The sequence below is a fragment of the Rhodopseudomonas palustris genome, from assembly GCF_003031265.1.
GTDB classification, from domain to species: Bacteria; Pseudomonadota; Alphaproteobacteria; order Rhizobiales; family Xanthobacteraceae; genus Rhodopseudomonas; species Rhodopseudomonas palustris_H.
In genome coordinates this window covers 4,685,132-4,705,015 of the sequence record NZ_CP019966.1, presented here as the reverse complement: position 1 = coordinate 4,705,015, position 19,884 = coordinate 4,685,132, and the positions used below count along the sequence as shown (strand labels likewise).

The window sequence follows — 19,884 nt, the reverse complement described above, 5'->3', positions numbered from 1 at the left end:
CGCGTCCCGCGGGCCGCCGCCGTTGGTGGTGTCAGTGAAGCGCGATCATGTTCAATTCGCGTTACGGAATACTTTGCAGTGCGGGAAAACCGTAGCTGTGGAGAGCCGAGATTGCGGGAGGAAATTTCGGTTTCGCGGGCGGGATTGCAATGGTCATTGCGGCGGGAACCAGGTGATGATCCGTGCCCTTCCGGAGATTGAGCATGGCACGAATAATACCGTCGATGATATTAGCGACCGCCGCGGCGCTGGCGCTGCTGGCCACGCCGCTCGCCGCGCAACCCAACGACGCCGAGCCGGCGACCCGCGCCGCCAACGAGGCGATCACCAAGACCTTGCCGCTCGCCGACCGCGCCGACTTCGAGGACGCGCAGCGCGGCCTGATCGCGTCATTGCCGGACGGCGTTGTCCCCGGCCCGCCGGGGGCGCCGGCGGCGTGGGATTTGAAGCCGTATGACTTCCTCAAGGGCGATCAGCCCTCGGCCACGGTCAATCCCAGCCTGTGGCGGCAGGCGCAGCTCAATCTCGCCAGCGGCCTGTTTCAGGTCGCCGACCGGGTCTATCAGGTCCGCGGGCTCGACATCGCCAATGTCACCATCGTCGAGGGCGACACCGGGCTGATCATCACCGACACCACGCTGACGGTGCAGACCGCCAAGGCGGCGCTCGATCTGTACTACCAGCACCGGCCTAAGAAGCCGGTGGTGGCGCTGATCTACACCCACAGCCACATCGACCATTTCGGCGGGGCTCGTGGCCTGATCGACGAGGCCGATGCAGCCAGCGGCAAGGTCAAGGTGATCGCGCCGACCGGCTTCATGGAACATGCGGTCGCTGAGAACGTCATCGCCGGCAACGCGATGAGCCGCCGCGCGCAATTCCAGTTCGGCACCCAACTGCCGGTCGGCGACCGCGGCCAGGTCGACGCCGGCCTCGGCAAGGCGCTGGCCAAGGGCACGGTGTCGCTGATCGCGCCGAACGACCTGATCAAGCAGGCCTACGAGACCCGCAGCATCGACGGCGTCGAGATCGAATTCCATCTGGTGCCAGAATCCGAAGCGCCGTCCGAGATGATCGCGTACTATCCGCAGTTCAAGGTGTTGAACATGGCGGAGGACACCACCCACACGCTGCACAACCTCTACACCCTGCGCGGCGCCGCGATCCGCGACGGCCGGCTGTGGTCGAAATATATCGGCGAGGCGATCGAGCGCTACGGCGACAAGACCGATGTGGTGATCGCCCAGCACAATTGGCCGGTGTGGGGCCGTGACCGCGTCGTCGGCTATCTGAAGAAGCAGCGCGACGTCTACAAGTTCATCCACGACCAGAGCGTGCGGCTGCTCAATCACGGCCTGACGCCGACCGAGATCGCCGAGCGACTGACGCTGCCGCCGTCGCTGACGAGTGAATTCGCCGCGCGCGGCTATTACGGTTCGGTCAGCCACAACGCCAAGGCGGTGTATCAGTCCTATCTCGGCTGGTACGACGCCAACCCGGCCGATCTCAATCCGCTGCCGCGTGCCGAGCAGGCCAAGAAGGAGATCGACTATATGGGTGGCGCCGCCGCGGTGCTGGCGCGCGCCCGCGACGACTACAAGGCCGGGCAATATCGCTGGGTGGCGACGGTGACCAGCAAGCTGGTGTTCGCCGATCCGTCCAACACCGAAGCCCGCGCGCTCGGCGCCGACGCGCTGGAGCAGCTCGGCTATCAGGCCGAAGCGTCGACCTGGCGCAACGCCTATCTGCTCGGCGCGCAGGAGCTGCGCAACGGCCTGATCAAGACCGACTCGGTGACGTCCAATCCCGATCTGCTCAAGGGCGTGTCGATCGATCTGGCGTTCGACTTCCTCGCGGTGCGGCTGAATGCGGCGAAGGCCGAGGGCAAGCACATCGTGGTGAACTGGACCTTCACCGATCTGAAGGAAACCTACACCATGAACCTGGAGAACTCGGCGCTGACCCACGTCTCCGGCAAGCTGTCCGACAACGCCGATGTCAGCGTCACCCTGAACCGCGCCACCTTCGATGCGATCTCGCTGAAGCAGCGCGGCTTCCTCGGCGCCGTGCTGAGCGGCGACCTCTGGGTCACCGGCAACCCGCTGAAGCTGCGCGAACTGTTCGGCTTGTTCGAGGACTTCTCGCCGAATTTCGAGGTGATCGAGCCGGTGAAGGCGAAGGTGGAGTAGGGGGCGGCGCACACTGCCATAACAGTGTCATTCCGGGGCGCTCGCGCTGAGCGAGCGAACCCGGAATCCCGAGCTTGTGAAGCACCTCTTTGTCCTTGCACGTCGAGATTCCGGGTTCGCCGCTACGCGGCGCCCCGGAATGACAGTCGATGCATCACCAGTCCCGTCATGCGCGGGCTTGACCCGCGCATCCATCATCTTGAAGAGATGGATCGCCGGACCTCGTCCGGCGATGACGTGACGTGTGTGGCGAGCGCCCGGCGCCGGAATGTTCGGCGAGCGCCCACGACCAACGCGAGACCCGAGGACGCGCGACATGACTCTCAAACTGTTTGAACTGGTCGGGGCCGATGTGGGCCGGCCGTTTTCGCCGTTCGTGTGGCGGACGCGGATGGCGCTGGCGCACAAGGGGCTGCAGGCGGAGACGATTCCGTGGCGCTTCACCGATAAGGCGGCGATCGCGCCGTACGGCTCCGAGAAAGTGCCGGTGCTGCTCGACGGCGACAAGACGGTCGCCGACTCCTGGGCGATCGCCAACTACCTCGAAGACACCTATCCGGATCGGCCGTCGCTGTTTGGCGGCGAGGGCGGCCGGGCGATGGCGCGGATGCTGAACTGGTGGGGCGATCTTGCGATCGTCGGCGGCCTATTTCCGCTGATCGTCGCCGACATCGCCCAACGGCTCGATCCGGACGACGCGGTGTATTTTCGGCAGTCGCGTGAGGCACGGCTGAAAAGGACGCTGGAAGAGACCGCCGCAACCCGCGATCGCGCGGTCGAGGGCTTCCGCAAGTCGCTCGATCCGCTACGGCTGACGCTGAAGACGCAGGCCTTCATCGGCGGCACCGCGCCGAACTACGCCGACTACATCGTGTTCGGCGGCTTCCAATGGGCTCGGGTCGTCAGTGACTTCCAGCTGCTGCAGAACGACGACCCGGTCTATGCTTGGCGCGAGCGGCTGCTGGACGCGTTCGGCGGCCTAGCCCGGGCTACACCTGGCTATCCGGTCTGAACCGCGGCGCGCGGCCGAGTCTGCCAGTCGGCGAGGCCGCGCGACAGCTCTTCGCGTCCGACCAGCGCGGCAAACTGGGCGCGTTCGACTAACAGGCCCTCGTCGATCGACAGGTTCAGCCCGCGGGTCGCCGCGGTGATCACTGCCGCGACTGCGCCGGCTGGATGCCGGATGATCTGCCGGGCCAGCGCATCCGCCGCGTTCAGCAACTCGCCATGCGGCACCACGCGATTGACCAGGCCGATCGCCAGCGCATGCGCGGGTGAAAACGGCTCGCCGGTCAGCAGTAATTCCAGCGCTCGCTTGCGGCCGGCGAGGCGAGGTAGCCGCTGGGTGCCGCCGAAGGTCGGCGGCATCGCCAGCTTGATCTCCGGCTTGGCGAAGCGGGCGCGCTCGCTCGCCACCGCCAGATGCACCGCCTCGGTGATCTCGCAGCCGCCGCCATAAGCAAGGCCCTTCACCGCTGCGATCACCGGCTTGGGAAAGCTCTCTAGCCGAGCCGTCATGGTCTGGCCGCGGCGGACGAAGTCGCGCACCGCGTGGTCGGCGCCGCGCGCGACGCTGCCGGAGAACTCGGCGATGTCGGCGCCGGCCGAGAACGCCCGCTCGCCTGCGCCGGTGAGGATCACGGCGCGGATCGCGTCATCTACTTCGATCGCGTCCAACCGCCGCATCAGCCGGTCGATCAGTGCGTAGTTCAGCGCGTTCAGCTTGTCGGGGCGGTTCAGCGTTAAGAGCGCGACGCCGTCGCGCAGCTCGATCGGGATCAGCTCGGTCATGTCGTGGCCTCCATCGGTCACCCGATGGCTACCGCGGGCATCGCATTGTGTATATTCACTGGTCGGTATACATGGGCGAGATGACCGTCCGAATGTCAGCAGCAGCTCCGAAGTCCCGCGAGGGCAATACCACGCGAGAGCGCATCGTCGCCGCAGCCGCCAAGCTGTTTTATGCCGAAGGCATCCGCGCCGTCGGCGTCGACGCGGTGGCGGAAAAGGCCGGCGTCACCAAGCGGACGCTGTATTATCACTTCCGCAGCAAGGACGATCTCGTCGCGGCGTATCTCGAAGGCCGCGATCAGCCGAACCTGGCGCTGTTCCGGCAATGGTTCGAGGAGACGCCGGGCGCGCTGCCCGCCAAGGTCGAAGGCATCTTCCGCAATCTTGCGCGGGCTGCGCGGCATCCGAAATGGAAAGGCTGCGGTTTCCTGCGCACCTCGGCCGAGCTCGCCAATTTGCCCGGCCATCCGGCGATCAAGATCGGCGCCGCGCACAAGAAGAAGTTCGAGCGCTGGCTGTGCGAGATCTTCGCTGAGGCCGGCATCGCCACGCCTGAGGAACTTGCCCGGCAGATGCTACTGCTGCTCGATGGGGCGTTCGCGGTGGTGCTGCTGCATCGGGATGCGAGCTACATGGAGACCGCGGGCGCGGCGGCAGCCAAGCTGGTGGCGGCAGCCTTGCCGGCGCGTGCGAGCGGGCCGCGGCGCGCGGCGAAAGTCAGCGCGTCTCGCACCCAGCGCTGAGGAACGGGACGTCGAGTCGGCGGTTGAGGGGGCGGTTCGCCGCCCACCTCTCCACGGAGCTGCCCGATGAATTTCGTTCCGGTGTTCGCCGCGCTCGCGTTCCTCGCCGTTGCGGCATGGCCTGCCGCGGCGCAGCCGGCGAACCCGCCGCATCATGCGGCTTTACGGGCCGACCCGCAGCCGCTCAGCGACGCCGACAAGCAGTTCCTGGCGTTCGCGGCCGAAGACAATCAGGCCGAGATTCAGCTCTGTCTGTTGGCTGAGAAGCGCGCCGTCGACCCGGCCCTGAAAGCGTTCGCGCGGCTGATGGTGAACGATCACGTTGCGATCGAGAGCCGGCTCGCCGCGCTCGCCAACGACGTTCAGGCGCAGTTGCCGGACGGCGTGGGCGATGAGGGCGAACGTACCCGCGCCGAACTGAAGGGCCTCGCCGGCGATCAGTTCGACCGCAAGTTCCTCGCGGCGCAGATCGAGGATCACAGCAAGGACATCGAGAAGTTTTCCCAAGCCGCCGATCGCGGCAGCGAAGGTGCCAGCCGCTTCGCATCCGAGACGCTGCCGATCCTGCGCCAGCATCTGGCGCTCGCGCGCGCCGTACAGACGCAGCTGAAGGCGGCCGAGTAACCGGCCTTCGGCCCGGAACGATCGCGTCAGGCGGCTGTTGCCGCTGACATCCACAGGATCACAGCCATGACCAATACGATCTCCCGCAGAGGTGTCGTCGGCGGAGCGGGTGCCGGCATGCTCGGCGTCGCGGCCGCAGCCGCGCCGGCATTTGCCAAGGATGCTCAGACCATGACCGACGCCGCTCCGCTGCAGGACCCGACCTCGAAGTATCCGAAGCCGCCGTTCGAGCGGCAATCGCAGCCATGGCCGGGATTGGCGTCGAAGATGAATCCGCGACCTGACCACGGTGAGCAGAGCTACAAGGGCTCGGGCCGGCTCACCGGCCGTAAAGCGCTGATCACCGGCGGCGACAGCGGCATGGGCCGCGCCGCCGCCATCGCGTTCGCGCGTGAAGGCGCCGACGTTGCGATCAACTATCTGCCGGCCGAAGAGGAGGACGCGCAGGAGGTGATCAAGCTGATCAAGGACGCGGGCCGCAATGGCGTGGCGATCCCGGGCGATCTGCGCGACGAGCAGTTTTGCAACCAACTGGTCGAGCGTGCGGTGGAGAGCCTCGGCGGCCTCGATATTGTGGTCAACAATGCCGCCCGGCAGCAGACCCGCGCGTCGATCCTCGACGTCAGCTCCGAGGATTTCGACGCCACGATGAAGACCAACATCTACGCGCCGTTCTGGATCATCAAGGCGGCGCTGCCGCACCTGAAGCCGGGCTCGTGCATCATCGGCACCTCGTCGGAGCAGGCGGCCGACCCGTCGCCGGATCTGTACGACTACGCCCAGACCAAGGCCGCGACCACCAACTACGTCCGTTCGCTCGCCAAGCAGCTCGCCCCCAAGGGCATCCGCGTCAACGCGGTGGCGCCAGGCCCGATCTGGACGCCGCTGCAGGTCTCGGGTGGTGCGACGATGGAGAAGCTTGAGAAGTTCGGCAGCATGGCGCCGATGGGGCGCCCCGGCCAGCCGGCCGAGCTCGGCTCGATCTACGTCCAGCTCGCCGCCAGCGATGCCAGCTACGCGACCGGCCAGGTCTATGGCGCGATGGGCGGCGGCGGACTGCCGTAACGATTACGCTCCGTCGAAGCGCCGAAGGCCTCTCGATGTCTTCCGTCATTGCGAGCGAAGCGAAGCAATCCAGCTCCGTGCACGAAGCTCCTGGATTGCTTCGTCGGCTATCGCCGCCTCGCAATGACGTTGAGAGATCATGACGACATAAGATCTTCCGCTCAGCCTGCTGATCAGGCTGGCACCGGCGCAAATCGTCCGCGGGTCTGCAGGACATCCAGCACGCCGTGCAAGTCCGGCAGCACCGCGGCGCATTTGCCGCGGGTGGAGGCGTCGGGCTGCAGCAGGTCCGGCACCATCAGGGTGATGGCGCCGGCCGTGAACGCTGAGGCGACCCCGACGCTGGAATCTTCCACCGCGACGCAATGCGCCGGCGGCACGCCGAGCCGGTCGGCGGCGAGCAGATACAGATCCGGTGCCGGTTTGCCGTGGGCGACATCGTCCCGCGTGAGGATCGTGCCAAACCGCGCGCGGATGCCGGCGAGCGTCAGGTGCATGTCGGCCGTCTTGCGCGATGACGACGTCACCACCGCGACCGGACAGCGGGCATCATCCAGCGCATCGAGCAGTTCGCAGGTTCCGGGCTTCACCGGCAGGCCTTTGGCGAACCGGGCGTCGCGCTTTGCGACGAAGGCCCGGTTGATGTCGGACAGCGGCAGCGTCTCGCCGTAGCGCGCGATTAGCAGCGCCTGGCACTCCGGTCCGGGCAGCCCGACCATCGACTCGCAGGTCTTTGTCGCATCCGGCAGCCCGAACGCGTTCAGCACCTCGGTCAGGCTTTCCAGATACACGCGTTCGGTATCGACCAGCGTGCCGTCCATGTCGAGCAGCACCGCTGCGATCAGCCAGTCCTGTGCGACCTTCACGATGTGCGGCTCGCCTTCGCCATCGCGCGCAAGCAGTCCGGGCACAGGCAATCCGTCGCATCCGACGGCAGCGGCATCGTCGCCGGCTCCGCCGCGCACCAGCAGCCCTTGTCCATCGTGCACGAAAACTCGGCGCCGCAGCCGGCGCAGATCAGCCGCCGCGGCGGCGGTGCAGGCGTGTCGGACGAGGTCGGGCGGAGCGGCATGAGCAACGATCGGTGAACGCTGGTTGAAACACACTCGCAGCGTACTCCGCCTGGGCCGCGATGCAATACGCGGAAGGTCGCGGAGGGGAGGGGCGTGCGGCGGTCGTGACCAATAGAAGGAACACCACCTCTCCACCTGTCATTCCGGGGCGCCGCGTAGCGGCGAACCCGGAATCTGACACGCCCACTCACCTCGGGATTCCGGGTTCGCGCCGTTTCGGGCGCGCCCCGGAATGACGGTGTGAGGAGGCGTTGCCGCCAACTACCCCTTCGTCATCGCGTCCACCTCGGCCATCTCCTCCGCCGTCAGCTTCCAGCTCGCGGCCTTGACGTTCTGCTCGATCTGCTCGGGCGTGGTGGCGCCGGCGATCACGCTGGAGACTTGCGGGCGGCAGGCGAGCCAGGAGAACGCCAGTTCGAGCAGCGAGTGGCCGCGCGCTTCGGCGAACGCCTTCAGCTTGTCGACCAGATCGAGATTGGCCTCGGTGAAGTAGCGGTCGCGGATCGCCGGCATCTTGGCGAAGCGGGTGTGCGCCGGCGCTTCCGTGCCGCGCTGATACTTGCCGGTTAGAAGGCCGCTCGCCAGCGGGAAGAACGGCAGCAGGCCGAGCTTGTATTCCTGCGCGGCCGGCAGCAGATCCTTTTCGATGTCGCGCACCACCAAACTGTATTCGTCCTGGCACGACACATAGCGATGGGTGCCGAGCGCACGCGCGACGTACTCCGCCTCGGCGATCCGCCATGCCGGAAAATTCGAATTGCCGATGTAGCGCACCTTGCCGGCGCGGATCAGGTCGTCGAGCGCGCGCAACGTCTCGTCGATCGGCGTCAGCGGATCGTAGTCGTGTTGCTGATACAGGTCGATCCAGTCGGTCTTCAGGCGCTTCAGGCTGGCCTCGACCGCCTCGACGATGTAGCGCCGCGAGGCGCCCTGCTTGGTGCCGTCGGTCGCCATCGGCTTGCAGAATTTGGTCGCCAGCACGATGTCCTTGCGGCGATCGCCGAGCACGTTGCCGAGCACGGTCTCGGAGCCGCCCATGCCGGCATAGATGTCGGCGGTGTCGAATAGCGTGACGCCGAGGTCGATCGCCTTGTGGATCACCTTCTTCGAGGTTTCGGGGTCGGTGCGCTGGCCGAAATTGTTGCAGCCGAGGCCGACGACCGAGACCCGCAGGCCGCTGCCGCCGAGATTGCGAATGTCCATGAAGTGTCCTTGAGAGGTGCGTGGAGCCGCCCATTGTGGCGCGCGCGCTGCAGCGCCGCAAGGCACCGCCCCCATCACACAAGCGTCAAGCGGCGTCGCCGGCGAGTGTCGCGAAGGCCATTCTACTTGCGGGCGTTAGCCTATTACTCGGCGTCGCGGCGCGCGACACGCCAGAGGCGAGATCTACGTTCGTTTCGTCGCTCACGCCGCTCCAGGCAGTCATTCCGGGGCACGCGCGTCAGCGCGTGAGCCCGGAATCTTGCAGTTTGGGGCACGGCGGGCGGCCTACATCTTCGGGATTCCGGGTTCGCTCGCTTGCGCGATCGCCCCGGAATGACGGCTTGTGGCAGTGCGTGAGCGCAGCGCGCCCTACGCCGCTTCCGGCTGCACGTCGGGCGTCGTCACCGGCGCTGCGGCGGGGCGCGGGGCGATGGTGCCGCGCATGCCGGCGCGGCGGGCAGCTTCGCACATCCGGCGCACCGACTGCTCGGCGTCGCGGGTGATCTGTTTGCGGTCGGCGTCGATCGAGGTCGCGACCGCATCGCCCCAGCTGACGGTGACGTCGATCGCACCGGCCGACAGCAGATCGACGAAATGCGGAATCAGCTCGGCGTCGCCGTACCACGCCACGCGCTGGCGCAACTCGCGGCCGATCGGCAGGCCGCCGAAGCCGGTATACGTCACCGCCATCGGCTGCACCGCGACGCGGGCGCCGCTCTGTTCGCCGATCGCGTGATGCACCGCGCCGACCAGCGCCGAGCGGAACGGCAGCACGCGGCTGCCGTCGGACGAGGTGCCCTCGGCGAACAGCACCATGGCGTCGCCATCTTGCAGCCGCGCGCCGATCTCGCGCGTCGCCTCGCCGGTGCGATGCCGGGCCTGGCGATCGATGAACACGGTCCGCTGCCAGCGCGCCAGCGCGCCGAACACCGGCCAGCCGGCAACTTCGCTCTTGGCGATGAACGACACCGGCGCCACCGCGGAGATCACGCAGATGTCGAGCCAGGAGACGTGATTGGACAGGATCAGCACCGGGCCGTCGCAGCGGCGGCCGACCTGATGAATGCGCACGCCGATCAACGCGCAGACGATGCGATGATACAGCTGCGGAATCGTGCGCTGCGCGCGCCACCCGAACCGGATCGCCAGCAGATGCACCGGCAGCAGGGACAATGTCAGCGGCACGACGGCGGCAATGACGAGGATGAAACGCAGCATGGCAATAACTTCGCGCCGCTCAAAAAGGTGCGGCCCCGGTCAGACGCGGCGACTGACGGGGACCGCTGGGGACGTTGATCGGCGACGGGGGGCCTCGATCAGACGCGAGCGGACCCTAACGGTAGTTTGTTACACGGCGGTGACGCGTCAACTACATCTTAACGTGTGAGGCGAGCCGCGGCCGCGGGCGCACTTCTCCGCTGAAAATACCGCTTAGTTGGCTGCCGGCGCGACGCGCAAGAGTCGCCCCGTATCGCTGTCGGTCAACAGCCACAGCGCGCCGTCCGGCCCCTGGCGCACGTCGCGAATTCGCTCGTCGAGCGTCTGCAGCAACCGCTCTTCGCCGGTGATCTTGTCGCCGTCGAGCGACAGCCGCACCAGCATCTGTCCGGACAGCGCGCCGACGAACAGGCTGCCCGTCCAGGTCGGAAACAGCTTGCCGGTGTAGAACGCCATGCCGCTCGGCGAGATCGACGGCACCCAGTACTTTGCCGGCTGCTGCATGCCCGGCTTGGCGGTCGCCTCGTGGATCTTGGCGCCGCTGTAGTCGATGCCGTAGCCGATCACCGGCCAGCCGTAATTCTCACCTTTGCGAATGATGTTGACCTCGTCGCCGCCACGCGGGCCGTGCTCGACCTCCCACAGCTTGCCGTCGGCGGGGTTGAAGGCGAGGCCTTGCGGATTGCGGTGGCCGAGGCTCCAGATTTCGGGCTTGGCGCCGTCGCGGCCGGCGAACGGATTGCCGTCGGGCACGCTGCCGTCCGGCGCGATGCGGACGATCTTGCCGAGATGATTGGACAGGCTCTGCGCCTGGTCGCGATACGCGTAGTGCTCGCCGAGCGTGACGAACAGATTGCCGCTTCCGTCCTGTGCGATCCGGCAGCCATAGTGATTGCCGGACGACAGCGGCCCCTGCTGGCGGAAGATCACCTTGATGTCGTTCAGCCGCGGTGCATCGCCGACGTCGACAGACGCACGCGCTACCGCGGTCCGGCCGCCGTTGCCGTCGCGCTCGGCGTAGCACAGGTAGATCGTGTGGTTGCTGGCGATGTCCTTGTCGGCCGCGACGTCGAGCAGGCCGCCCTGACCCGAGGCCCACACCTCGGGCACGCCCTGCAGCGGCTTCGAGACCTGGCCTTGCGGCGTCACCAGCCGCAGGCGGCCGGGGCGCTCCGTCACCAGCATTCGGCCATCAGGCAGAAACGCCAGACCCCAGGGATGCACCAGCTTCTGCGCCACGGTCTGGACGGTCAGCGGGCCGGCAGAGGATTCGTACGTGGTGATTTCGCCGCGGCTGGCGGTCACGATCAGCAGCGAGGCGAGCAGCGCGGTGGCTGCGCTCAGCGTACCGGAAACCCAGACGATCGGAGCCTTCATCGCACTGCCTCCTCGCAGGATGGCCGTCGCGGCTGCGGTGCGGCGCGCCAGTCAACGCGCCGTGATGGGAAAGGATCGTTGCCGAGCCGATCAGAGCGCGAAAGGCGTCCCCATGCCGCAGGCCGGCCCGCATTGGGTCGACAGCAGCGTCAGCGCGAGGATGGTGCCGAGCGAGGCGACCGCGATGACCAGCGAGGCGGCGACGGCTCGAACCAGACGGGGAGAGGTGACGGGCGCGGCGGGGCGGATGAAGCCGGAGGCCGTGCCGGACGACGAAAGCATGACTCGAAATCCTCGAACCAAACGCCGGCGAATCACCGGCATTTGTGGATTGTCGTGCGATCACGGGCGTTTATGCGGCGCCGAAGGGCGCCAATCATGGTCAAATCGCGGCGGAATTCGAGCGCTGCAGCCGGGCCTTAGGCCTCGGCCGCGAAGCTGGTGGGGTCGGCCGCGATGGTTTCCGGGGTCCAATCCATGGTGATGAAGCCCGGGGTCTGCTCCACCCGCCGCAGCCACGCATTCACCGCCGGAAACGTCGACAGGTCGAAATCGCACTGGTCGGCGACGTGAGTGTAGCCGTACAGCGCGATGTCGGCGATGGTGAGCTGGCCGGCCGCGAAGTAATCGTTGGTCTTCAGATGATTTTCCATCACCTGCAGCGCCGCATAGCCGCGCTCCAGCCAATCCTCCAGCGCGTGGGTCTGCAGGTCGCGGCCACCCTTGACGAGGCACAGCCAGAAATACGCCGAGCCGATATTCGGCTCGAGTGCATGCTGCTCGAAGAACATCCATTGCAGCGCTTCGGCGCGGTCCATCCGGGTGTCCGGCGCCAGCGAGGTGCCGACGGCGAGATACCACAGGATCGCGTTGGACTCGGCGAGGTAGCGGCCCGGCGCGGTTTCCAATAGCGGCACCTGGCCGCTCGGATTCTTGGCGAGGAAATCGGGCGTGCGGCTTTCGCCGCGCAGGATATCGACCTCGACCGCACGGTAGGGGGCATCGAGAAGCGCCAGCGCAAGGCGAACCTTGTAGCTGTTTCCCGATCGCTGCATCGAATAGAGCTTGTACATCCGAAGGTCGCTTCGCTCTCCCTGCCGCCGGCATCTGCCGCGCCTAACGCGGCTAAACAATGATGTCCCCCGGCAGACCCCGCAAGCCCCAAGCGCTGGAAAGGGTCGAAATCCCATGCCGCATTGCACAGGGTGCGGCGGCACCGCGAAAATCCCGCCGCAGCGACCGATTTCGTCTTTTCGCTATGCGAAATCGGGCGGGTGCGCGCGATGCCGCGCATGACTGGCAACTGCCGTTCTCAGCAAGGGGACGCGCGGCCTCTCCTGATGGTTGTGCCGACCACCACACAATGCCGCTATTCCCGCAAGCTTCTTGCGATGCAACGTGGCCACGCTTAGTGTGGGGATATTCCCGTCAGAGATGGAAGAGTCGCGCCAAATGCCGACTCATGACGGCTGCAAGGAGAAGACGATGCCGTTCCTCGCCACCGCGCTCGATCGTGTGAAGCCGTCCGCGACCATCGCGGTCACGGACAAAGCGCGTGAGCTGAAAGCGGCCGGGCGCAACGTCATCGGCCTGGGCTCCGGCGAGCCGGACTTCGATACTCCCGCCAACATCAAGCTGGCGGCGATCCATGCGGTCGAGGCCGGCAAGACCAAGTACACCGCGGTCGACGGCATTCCGGAGCTGAAGCAGGCGATCATCGCCAAGTTTCAGCGCGAGAACGGCCTGACCTACAAGCCGAACCAGATCATCGTCGGCACCGGCGGCAAGCAGGTGCTGTACAACGCGCTGATGGCGACCATCAATCCGGGCGATGAGGTGATCATCCCGGCGCCGTATTGGGTCAGCTATCCGGAGATGGTGGCGCTCGCCGGCGGCGAAAGCGTGCCGGTGGTGTGCACCGCCGAGTTCGGCTTCAAGCTGCAGCCGGCGGCGCTGGAAGCGGCGATCACGCCGAAGACCAAGTGGATCATCCTCAACTCGCCCTCGAACCCGACCGGCGCGGCCTACAGCCGTGCCGAGCTGAAGGCGCTCACCGACGTTCTGGTCAAGCACCCGCATGTCTGGGTGATGACGGACGACATGTACGAGCACCTCGTCTATGACGATTTCGAGTTCACCACCCCGGCGCAGATCGAGCCGAAGCTGTTCGATCGCACCCTGACGGTGAACGGCGTGTCGAAGTCGTATTGCATGACCGGCTGGCGGATCGGCTACGCCGGCGGCCCGGCCGAGCTGATCAAGGCGATGTCGACGATCCAGTCGCAGTCGACCTCGAACCCGTGCTCGATTGCCCAGTGGGCCGCCGTCGAGGCGCTTAATGGTCCGCAGGACTTCATCGACGCGCACAACAAGGTGTTCAAGGAGCGCCGCGACCTGGTCGTGTCGATGCTGAACCAAGCGGCCGGCATCGACTGCCCGCGTCCGGAGGGGGCGTTCTACGTCTATCCGTCATGCGCCGGCACCATCGGCAAGACCGCGCCGTCGGGCAAAAAGATCGAGACGGATCAGGACTTCGTCACCGAGCTTCTGGAAGCGGAAGGCGTGGCGGTGGTGCAGGGCTCGGCGTTCGGTCTTGGCCCGGCGTTCCGCATCTCCTACGCCACCAAGACCTCGGATCTCGAGGATGCCTGCAAGCGCATTCAGCGGTTCTGTGGAAATTTGCGGTAAACAATTCATTAACAATCCGCAACGTTCACAGGATTCGTTCCAAAACTGCGAAAGCGCCTTGTTTTGGACAAGACGCTTCCTTTTTGTCGCCGTCGCAATCTCAATCCACATGTGGAGTGTGCTTCTATGTTTACCCTCAGACAGTTCGGTCTCGCTGCGGTCGCGTTGGTCGCCTCGATCGCGAGCGCGAGCGCTCAAGAGCGGGTGCAGGTTGGCGTGATCGAATGCGCCGGCGGCCCGAACGTCGGTTATGTGGTCGGTTCGACCACCCAGCTCGAGTGCCTGTTCCGGACCGATGGCCGTCGTCCCGAGCCGTACATCGCGCACGTTCAGCGCATCGGCGTCGACCTCGGCTTCACCCAGAACACCGGCCTGGCCTGGGCCGTGTACGCCCCGACCCGTCGCGTCGGCCGTGGTGACCTCGGCGGCAGCTACGGTGGCGTTGGCGCCAACGCGTCGTTCGGCTTCGGCGTCGGCGGCAACCTGCTGATCGGCGGTTCGAACAACGCCTTCGCGCTGCAGCCGCTCAGCCTGCAGGGCCAGACCGGTCTCAACGCGACCGCGGGCATCGTCGACGTGCAGCTGCTGCCGGCCCCGATCGCCAAGAAGCATTATCGTAAGCATCACCGTCATCATCACTAAGTGACAGCGTTTACGAAGCATTAGCGTCGTAACGAAAAGGGCCCGCCAGCGCGGGCCCTTTTTGCGTCTGGACGATGCTGTACGCTCGGACACTCGGTCTTGGCGCTACGCCGGGTGTCATTGAAGATTTGCCGATGCTGTGACTAGATGGCGCGCTCTAGTTCGCGCGTTCGCCCGAATCGGGTCGTCTTCCGCATCACCTTCCCACGTCGGAGATCTTCGCTATGCGCCGCCTCTCACTTCTCGCCGGCCTCGCCGCCGCCGCGCTGATAACAACCGCCGCCAATGCTCAACAGGGCCGGGTGCGTGTCGGCATGCTCGAATGCCGCGGCGGTGCCAGCATGGGCTTCATCGTCGGTTCGGTGACCAATCTCGGCTGCGTCCTGCGTAGCGAAGGCCGGCCGGACACGCCCTATGTGGCGACGATCCGCAAGGTCGGTCTCGATATTGGTATCACTCCGGAAACCGCGCTCGGCTGGGCGGTGTTCGCGCCGGTCGAACGCTTCGGCCCCGGCGACCTCGCTGGTAACTACGCGGGCGCGCAGGGCTCGGCTTCGGTCGGCGTCGGCCTCGGTGCCAACGTGCTGATCGGCGGTTCGGCGAATTCGATCGCGCTGCAGCCGGTCAGCCTGCAGGGCCAGACCGGCGTCAACGTTGCGGTCGGCCTGCAGGAACTGGAGCTGCGTCCGGGCCGCTAACTAACAGCGCGCCCGCCAGAACAATTCCTGTTTTGCAACATTGCGCTGCGATGCAAACGCGTCGCAGCGCAAATTTTTGGTGTCCTTGATCCTGCTCAACACCGACATCATCGCGTCGTAATTTTTCGCGCTTGCCAAGTGTCGTGTGTTGCGAAAGCATCACGTCTTGCCGACCCAATCACGGGCCGAGCTCCAGATAGAAGGAGGCGGCGATGGGACAAGACGTCAGAAGTCCCCGTGGTCCCCGGTGCATCGCACTGGTGGGCCCATTCCAAAGCGGAAAAACCACACTACTTGAAGCGATCCTGGCACGAACCGGTGCCATCCCGCGGGCCGGCTCGGTCGATGCGGGCACCTCGCACGGCGACTCCAGCCCCGAGGCGCGCCAACACAAAATGGGCCTCAGCCTGACTGCCGTCACCACCCAGTTCATGGGTGAGAGCTACACCTTCCTCGATTGTCCCGGCTCCGTCGAATTCGCGCACGACATGCGCGCGGCACTTCCCGCCGTCGACGCCGCCGTGGTGGTGTGTGAAGCTGACGAGCGCAAGCTGCCGCAGTTGCAGCTGATTCTGCGCGAACTCGAAGATCTCGGCATTCCCAGATTTCTGTTCCTGAACAAGATCGACCGCGCCAACAAACGCATTCGCGAAGTGCTCGACAGTCTGCAGCCGGCCTCGCGTATCCCGCTGGTGCTGCGCCAGATTCCGATCTGGAACGGCGACCTGATCGCCGGTTACGTCGATCTCGCGCTGGAGCGAGCCTTCGTCTATCGGGAGCACAAGCCTTCCGAAGTGGTCGACCTCGAAGGCGGCAATCTCGACCGCGAGAAGGAAGCGCGGTTCTCGATGCTCGAGAAGCTCGCCGATCACGACGACGCGCTGATGGAGCAGTTGCTCGACGACATCCAGCCGCCGCGCGATGCGGTGTTCGACGACCTTGCACGCGAACTGCGTGAAGGTGTGATCTGTCCGGTGCTGCTCGGCTCGGCGCTCCGCGAGAACGGCGTGCTGCGTCTTCTCAAAGCGCTGCGTCACGAAGCGCCGGACGTCACCGAAACCGCGGCGCGGCTCGGCGTCACCGCCGGCAAGGATGCGGTCGGCTACGTCTTCAAGACTCAGCATCTGCAGCACGGCGGCAAGCTGTCGCTGGCCCGGCTGTTCGCCGGCACGCTCGCCGACGGCGACAATGTGCAGTCGTCGGCCGGTGAGGCGTCGCGTGTCTCCGGCATCCAGACGGTCGGCGGCGGCCACGACAGCAAACGCTCGTCGGCGACGGCCGGTGAAGTCGTCGCGCTCGGCAAGCTCGATGCGATCAAGACCGGCGACACCTTCGGCAACGGCAAGGCCGCGCCGGCCTCGCTGGTCGAAGTCGCGGCCGCGCCGCCGGTGCTGGCGATGGCGCTGGCCGCTACGGATCGCAAGGACGACGTCAAACTCGGCCAGGCGCTGCAGCGGCTGAACGAGGAAGATCCCTCGCTCACCATCGTGCACGATCCGCAGAGCCACGAGATGGTGCTGTGGGGGCAGGGCGAGATGCATCTGCGTGTGGCGTTGGAGCGGCTGCACGATCGCTACGGCGTCACCGTGAAGTCGCATGCGCCGGGGATCGGCTATCGCGAGACCATCCGCAAGCCGGTGACTCAGCGCGGTCGCCACAAGAAGCAGTCGGGCGGCCATGGCCAGTTCGGCGACGTGGTGCTCGACATCAAGCCGCTGCCGCGGGGTGAGGGCTTTGCCTTCGCCGAGACCGTGGTCGGCGGCGCGGTGCCGCGCAACTACATGGGCGCGGTGGAGGAGGGCGTGATCGATGCCCTGCGTGCCGGACCGCTCGGCTTCCCGGTGGTCGACGTCCACGTCACCCTGACCGACGGCTCGTATCACAGCGTGGATTCGTCCGACATGGCGTTCCGTACCGCGGCGCGGATCGGCATTGCCGAGGCGCTGCCACAGTGCCAGCCGGTGCTGCTGGAGCCGATCCACACCGTCGAGATCGTCTGCCCGACCGAGGCGACCGCCAAGGTCAACGCCATCCTGTCCGGGCGGCGGGGCCAGATCCTCGGCTTCGACACCCGCGAGGGCTGGCCGGGTTGGGACATGGTGCGCGCCACCATGCCGGAGGCGGAGATCGGCGACCTGATCGTCGAATTGCGCTCGGCCACGGCTGGTGCGGGCAGCTTCACCCGCACCTTCGACCATATGGCTGAAGTCAGCGGGCGGACCGCCGACCAGATCGTTGCGGCCCACCGCCAGGCGGCGGCCTGACCCTAGGAAAATCAGCGGGGCGGAACGTCTTCCGCCCCGCTCACTAAAATATGACTGCTCCGAAGCGGCTGGACTGATGTCTCAGACATCACTCCAGCTGTTTTTTGTTTGCTTGATGCTATTCAGAGCATCATATTGGCATCTTCAGACATCAGAGTTCATGCTTCATCCATGATGACCGCAGCCCAATTGCGCGCCGCGCGCGCGCTGCTTGGCATCGACCAGCGCACGCTGGCCGAACTGTCGGGCGTGTCGCTGCCGACCATTCAGCGGATGGAGGCGAGCGAAGGCAACGTCCGTGGTGTGGTGGAATCCCTCACCAAGGTGATCGAAGCCCTCGACCGCTGCGGCGTGACCCTGATCGGAGACAATTCCCGCAGCGAAGGCGGCGGCCGCGGCGTCCGGTTCAAAGAGCCGGCGCCGCCCCGCAACGAGGCCTAACGGTTTCGGTGCAGCAGCGGGGCGGACCAGGAGCAAACAGCATGGACACCTCCCGGCGACTTGTGGCTGCCACCAAACCGAGCTTCCGCGAGCTGTTCACCCCAAAGCTGATCACGGCGCTGCGCGAGGGCTACGGCCTCGGCGACTTTCGCGCCGACCTGATCGCCGGCCTCACCGTCGCGATCGTGGCGCTGCCGCTGTCGACTGCGATCGCGATCGCCTCCGGCGTCACGCCGGATCGCGGCCTCTACGCTGCAGTGGTCGGCGGATTTCTGGTATCGCTGCTCGGCGGCTCGCGGTTTCAGATCGGCGGCCCGGCCGGCGCATTCATCGTATTGGTGATGCTCAGCGTGCAGCGCCATGGCATCGATGGCGTGCTGCTCGCGACCTTCCTGGCCGGCATCATGCTGGTGATCGCCGGCTTCCTGCAGATCGGCACCTACGTCAAATTCATTCCGTATCCGGTCACGGTCGGCTTTACCGCCGGCATCGCGGTGATCATCTTCGCCAGTCAGCTCAAGGATCTGCTCGGCATCGAGCTGGCGCACGAGCCGGGGCCGTTCCTCCCCAAGCTCGAAGCGCTGGCGCAGGCGTTGCCGACGATGAATTTCTACGCGCTCGGCATCGCACTGACCGCGATCGTGCTGATCGTCGGCCTGAAGAAGCTGCGGCCGAACTGGCCGGGGCTGCTGATCGCGGTCGCCGTCACTGCGGCGCTGGTGTGGGGCTTCTCGCTGCCGGTCGCCACCATCGGCACCCGGTTCGGCGGCATTCCCGAGAGCTTCCCGCTGCCGTCCTGGCCGGTGTTCTCGGTCGCCAAGGTGATCGAAGTGCTGCCCGACGCGATGGCGTTTGCACTGCTCGGCGCGATCGAATCGCTACTCTCCGCGGTGGTGGCCGACGGCATGACCGGGCGGCGGCATCGCTCGAACTGCGAGCTGGTGGCACAGGGCTTCGCCAATATGGGTTCGGCGCTGTTCGGCGGCATCTGCGTCACCGGCGCGATCGCCCGTACCGCGACCAACATCCGCACCGGTGCGCGCACGCCGATCGCCGGCATGCTGCACTCAGTGTTCCTCCTGGTGTTCATGCTCGTGGCGGCGCCGCTGGCGAGCTACATCCCGCTCGCCACGCTCGCCGCGGTGCTGGCGATCGTCGCCTGGAACATGGCGGAGAAGCACGAATTCGCCACGCTGGTGCGCTCGTCGCGCGGCGACGCGGTGGTGGTGCTGGCGACCTTCCTGCTCACCGTGTTCCGCGATCTCACCGAAGGCATCGTGGTCGGCTTTGCGCTCGGCGCGGTGCTGTTCATTCACCGCATGTCTGAAGTCACCGGGGTGGAGGCGTATTCCGGGCTGGCGCAGGAAGATCGTGCCGACGAGAGCGGCAAGCGCCGCGGCACCGCCGCCGATCTGTCGCTGGTCACTGATCCGGACGTGGTGGTGTATCGCATCACCGGGGCATTCTTCTTCGGCGCCGCCGCGACGGTGTCGTCGGTGCTGAACAACATCGCCGATCGCCACAAGGTGTTCGTGGTCGATTTCGCCGCGGTGCCGTTCCTGGATTCCACCGCCGCGAACGCGATCTACCGGGTGGCGCTGTCGGCGCAGCGCAAGCGCATCAAGCTGATCGTCACCGGGGCCTCGCCGACCGTCCGCCGCGCGCTGCTCACCCATGGCGTCAAGCCGCCGCTGGCGCACTACCGTGCCGACATCGCGAGCGCGGTCGACGAGGTCAAGGGCAAGACCCCCGCACCCCAGGAGGCGACCGCACCGCAGCCCGCCTCGGTCTGACGTCCCCGACTTCCGTCGCGGCGCCGCGTTTTGCGATTGACGCTGGCGCGGCGGCCTGATTTTCACAGGCTTCGG

19 protein-coding genes are annotated in these 19,884 nt (G+C 66.3%); 12 read left to right on the top strand and 7 right to left on the bottom strand.

Features of this window, described 5'->3' with window-relative positions:
• Positions 1-203: 203 nt before the first annotated feature.
• Together RPPS3_RS21815 and RPPS3_RS21810 are read left to right on the top strand one after the other, a co-directional pair.
• The gene (locus RPPS3_RS21815; protein ID WP_107345917.1) at positions 204-2,189 is read left to right on the top strand and encodes an alkyl/aryl-sulfatase; all 1,986 of its coding nucleotides are present in this window, start codon (positions 204-206) and stop codon (positions 2,187-2,189) included.
• A 316-nt stretch (positions 2,190-2,505) separates the two neighbouring features.
• Positions 2,506-3,201: a glutathione S-transferase family protein gene (locus RPPS3_RS21810; protein WP_107345916.1), complete on the top strand. Its 696-nt coding sequence runs from the start codon at positions 2,506-2,508 to the stop codon at positions 3,199-3,201.
• Here the strand turns inward: RPPS3_RS21810 and RPPS3_RS21805 are convergent.
• The gene (locus RPPS3_RS21805; protein ID WP_107345915.1) at positions 3,189-3,980 is read right to left on the bottom strand and encodes a crotonase/enoyl-CoA hydratase family protein; all 792 of its coding nucleotides are present in this window, start codon (positions 3,978-3,980) and stop codon (positions 3,189-3,191) included. The two genes, RPPS3_RS21810 and RPPS3_RS21805, sit on opposite strands and share 13 nt — an antisense overlap.
• A gap of 80 nt (positions 3,981-4,060) precedes the next feature.
• Between RPPS3_RS21805 and RPPS3_RS21800 the strand changes: the two genes are divergently transcribed.
• From RPPS3_RS21800 to RPPS3_RS21790, 3 genes are all read left to right on the top strand, one after another.
• A complete protein-coding gene (locus RPPS3_RS21800; RefSeq protein WP_199852236.1) occupies positions 4,061-4,723 on the top strand; it encodes a TetR/AcrR family transcriptional regulator in 663 nt (220 codons plus the stop codon).
• A 66-nt stretch (positions 4,724-4,789) separates the two neighbouring features.
• Positions 4,790-5,347 carry a DUF4142 domain-containing protein gene (locus RPPS3_RS21795; RefSeq protein ID WP_107345914.1) on the top strand — a complete coding sequence of 186 codons (558 nt, stop codon included), beginning with the start codon at positions 4,790-4,792 and terminating at the stop codon, positions 5,345-5,347.
• A gap of 66 nt (positions 5,348-5,413) precedes the next feature.
• A complete protein-coding gene (locus tag RPPS3_RS21790) occupies positions 5,414-6,412 on the top strand; it encodes an SDR family oxidoreductase (protein WP_107345913.1) in 999 nt (332 codons plus the stop codon).
• Positions 6,413-6,585: 173 nt separating this feature from the next.
• Here RPPS3_RS21790 and RPPS3_RS21785 read toward each other — a convergent pair whose 3' ends face one another.
• A complete protein-coding gene (locus RPPS3_RS21785) occupies positions 6,586-7,278 on the bottom strand; it encodes an HAD family hydrolase (RefSeq protein WP_107346729.1) in 693 nt (230 codons plus the stop codon).
• Positions 7,279-7,281: 3 nt separating this feature from the next.
• Between RPPS3_RS21785 and RPPS3_RS24860 the strand changes: the two genes are divergently transcribed.
• Positions 7,282-7,500, top strand: coding sequence for a hypothetical protein (locus RPPS3_RS24860; protein ID WP_159060703.1), 219 nt, complete (start codon positions 7,282-7,284; stop codon positions 7,498-7,500).
• A gap of 246 nt (positions 7,501-7,746) precedes the next feature.
• Here the strand turns inward: RPPS3_RS24860 and RPPS3_RS21775 are convergent, their stop codons facing one another.
• The 5 genes from RPPS3_RS21775 to RPPS3_RS21755 all read right to left on the bottom strand — a co-directional run bounded on the left by RPPS3_RS21775 (position 7,747) and on the right by RPPS3_RS21755 (position 12,356).
• Complete coding sequence (locus RPPS3_RS21775) at positions 7,747-8,688, bottom strand: aldo/keto reductase (protein WP_107345911.1); 942 nt, start codon at positions 8,686-8,688, stop codon at positions 7,747-7,749.
• 369 nt (positions 8,689-9,057) lie between these two features.
• Entirely contained in the window at positions 9,058-9,906 is an 849-nt protein-coding gene (locus tag RPPS3_RS21770; RefSeq protein WP_107345910.1) for a lysophospholipid acyltransferase family protein, read from the bottom strand.
• Positions 9,907-10,119: 213 nt separating this feature from the next.
• Complete coding sequence (locus RPPS3_RS21765) at positions 10,120-11,283, bottom strand: PQQ-dependent sugar dehydrogenase (protein ID WP_107345909.1); 1,164 nt, start codon at positions 11,281-11,283, stop codon at positions 10,120-10,122.
• A gap of 90 nt (positions 11,284-11,373) precedes the next feature.
• Positions 11,374-11,565 (bottom strand): hypothetical protein, encoded by a 192-nt coding sequence (locus RPPS3_RS21760; protein ID WP_012497539.1) that lies wholly within the window; start codon positions 11,563-11,565, stop codon positions 11,374-11,376.
• A 137-nt stretch (positions 11,566-11,702) separates the two neighbouring features.
• The gene (locus RPPS3_RS21755; RefSeq protein ID WP_011159866.1) at positions 11,703-12,356 is read right to left on the bottom strand and encodes a glutathione S-transferase family protein; all 654 of its coding nucleotides are present in this window, start codon (positions 12,354-12,356) and stop codon (positions 11,703-11,705) included.
• 412 nt (positions 12,357-12,768) lie between these two features.
• On the opposite strand from RPPS3_RS21755, the gene RPPS3_RS21750 reads away from it, so the two are divergent.
• From RPPS3_RS21750 to RPPS3_RS21725, 6 genes are all read left to right on the top strand, one after another.
• Positions 12,769-13,971 carry a pyridoxal phosphate-dependent aminotransferase gene (locus RPPS3_RS21750; protein ID WP_107346728.1) on the top strand — a complete coding sequence of 401 codons (1,203 nt, stop codon included), beginning with the start codon at positions 12,769-12,771 and terminating at the stop codon, positions 13,969-13,971.
• Positions 13,972-14,097: 126 nt separating this feature from the next.
• Entirely contained in the window at positions 14,098-14,613 is a 516-nt protein-coding gene (locus RPPS3_RS21745; RefSeq protein ID WP_107345908.1) for a DUF992 domain-containing protein, read from the top strand.
• A 224-nt stretch (positions 14,614-14,837) separates the two neighbouring features.
• Positions 14,838-15,311: a DUF992 domain-containing protein gene (locus RPPS3_RS21740; protein ID WP_107345907.1), complete on the top strand. Its 474-nt coding sequence runs from the start codon at positions 14,838-14,840 to the stop codon at positions 15,309-15,311.
• A 212-nt stretch (positions 15,312-15,523) separates the two neighbouring features.
• Positions 15,524-17,575, top strand: coding sequence for an elongation factor G (locus tag RPPS3_RS21735; protein ID WP_107345906.1), 2,052 nt, complete (start codon positions 15,524-15,526; stop codon positions 17,573-17,575).
• Positions 17,576-17,746: 171 nt separating this feature from the next.
• Positions 17,747-18,016, top strand: coding sequence for a helix-turn-helix domain-containing protein (locus tag RPPS3_RS21730; RefSeq protein ID WP_011159861.1), 270 nt, complete (start codon positions 17,747-17,749; stop codon positions 18,014-18,016).
• A 41-nt stretch (positions 18,017-18,057) separates the two neighbouring features.
• Positions 18,058-19,809, top strand: coding sequence for a SulP family inorganic anion transporter (locus RPPS3_RS21725; RefSeq protein ID WP_107345905.1), 1,752 nt, complete (start codon positions 18,058-18,060; stop codon positions 19,807-19,809).
• The last annotated feature ends 75 nt before the right edge of the window (positions 19,810-19,884 follow it).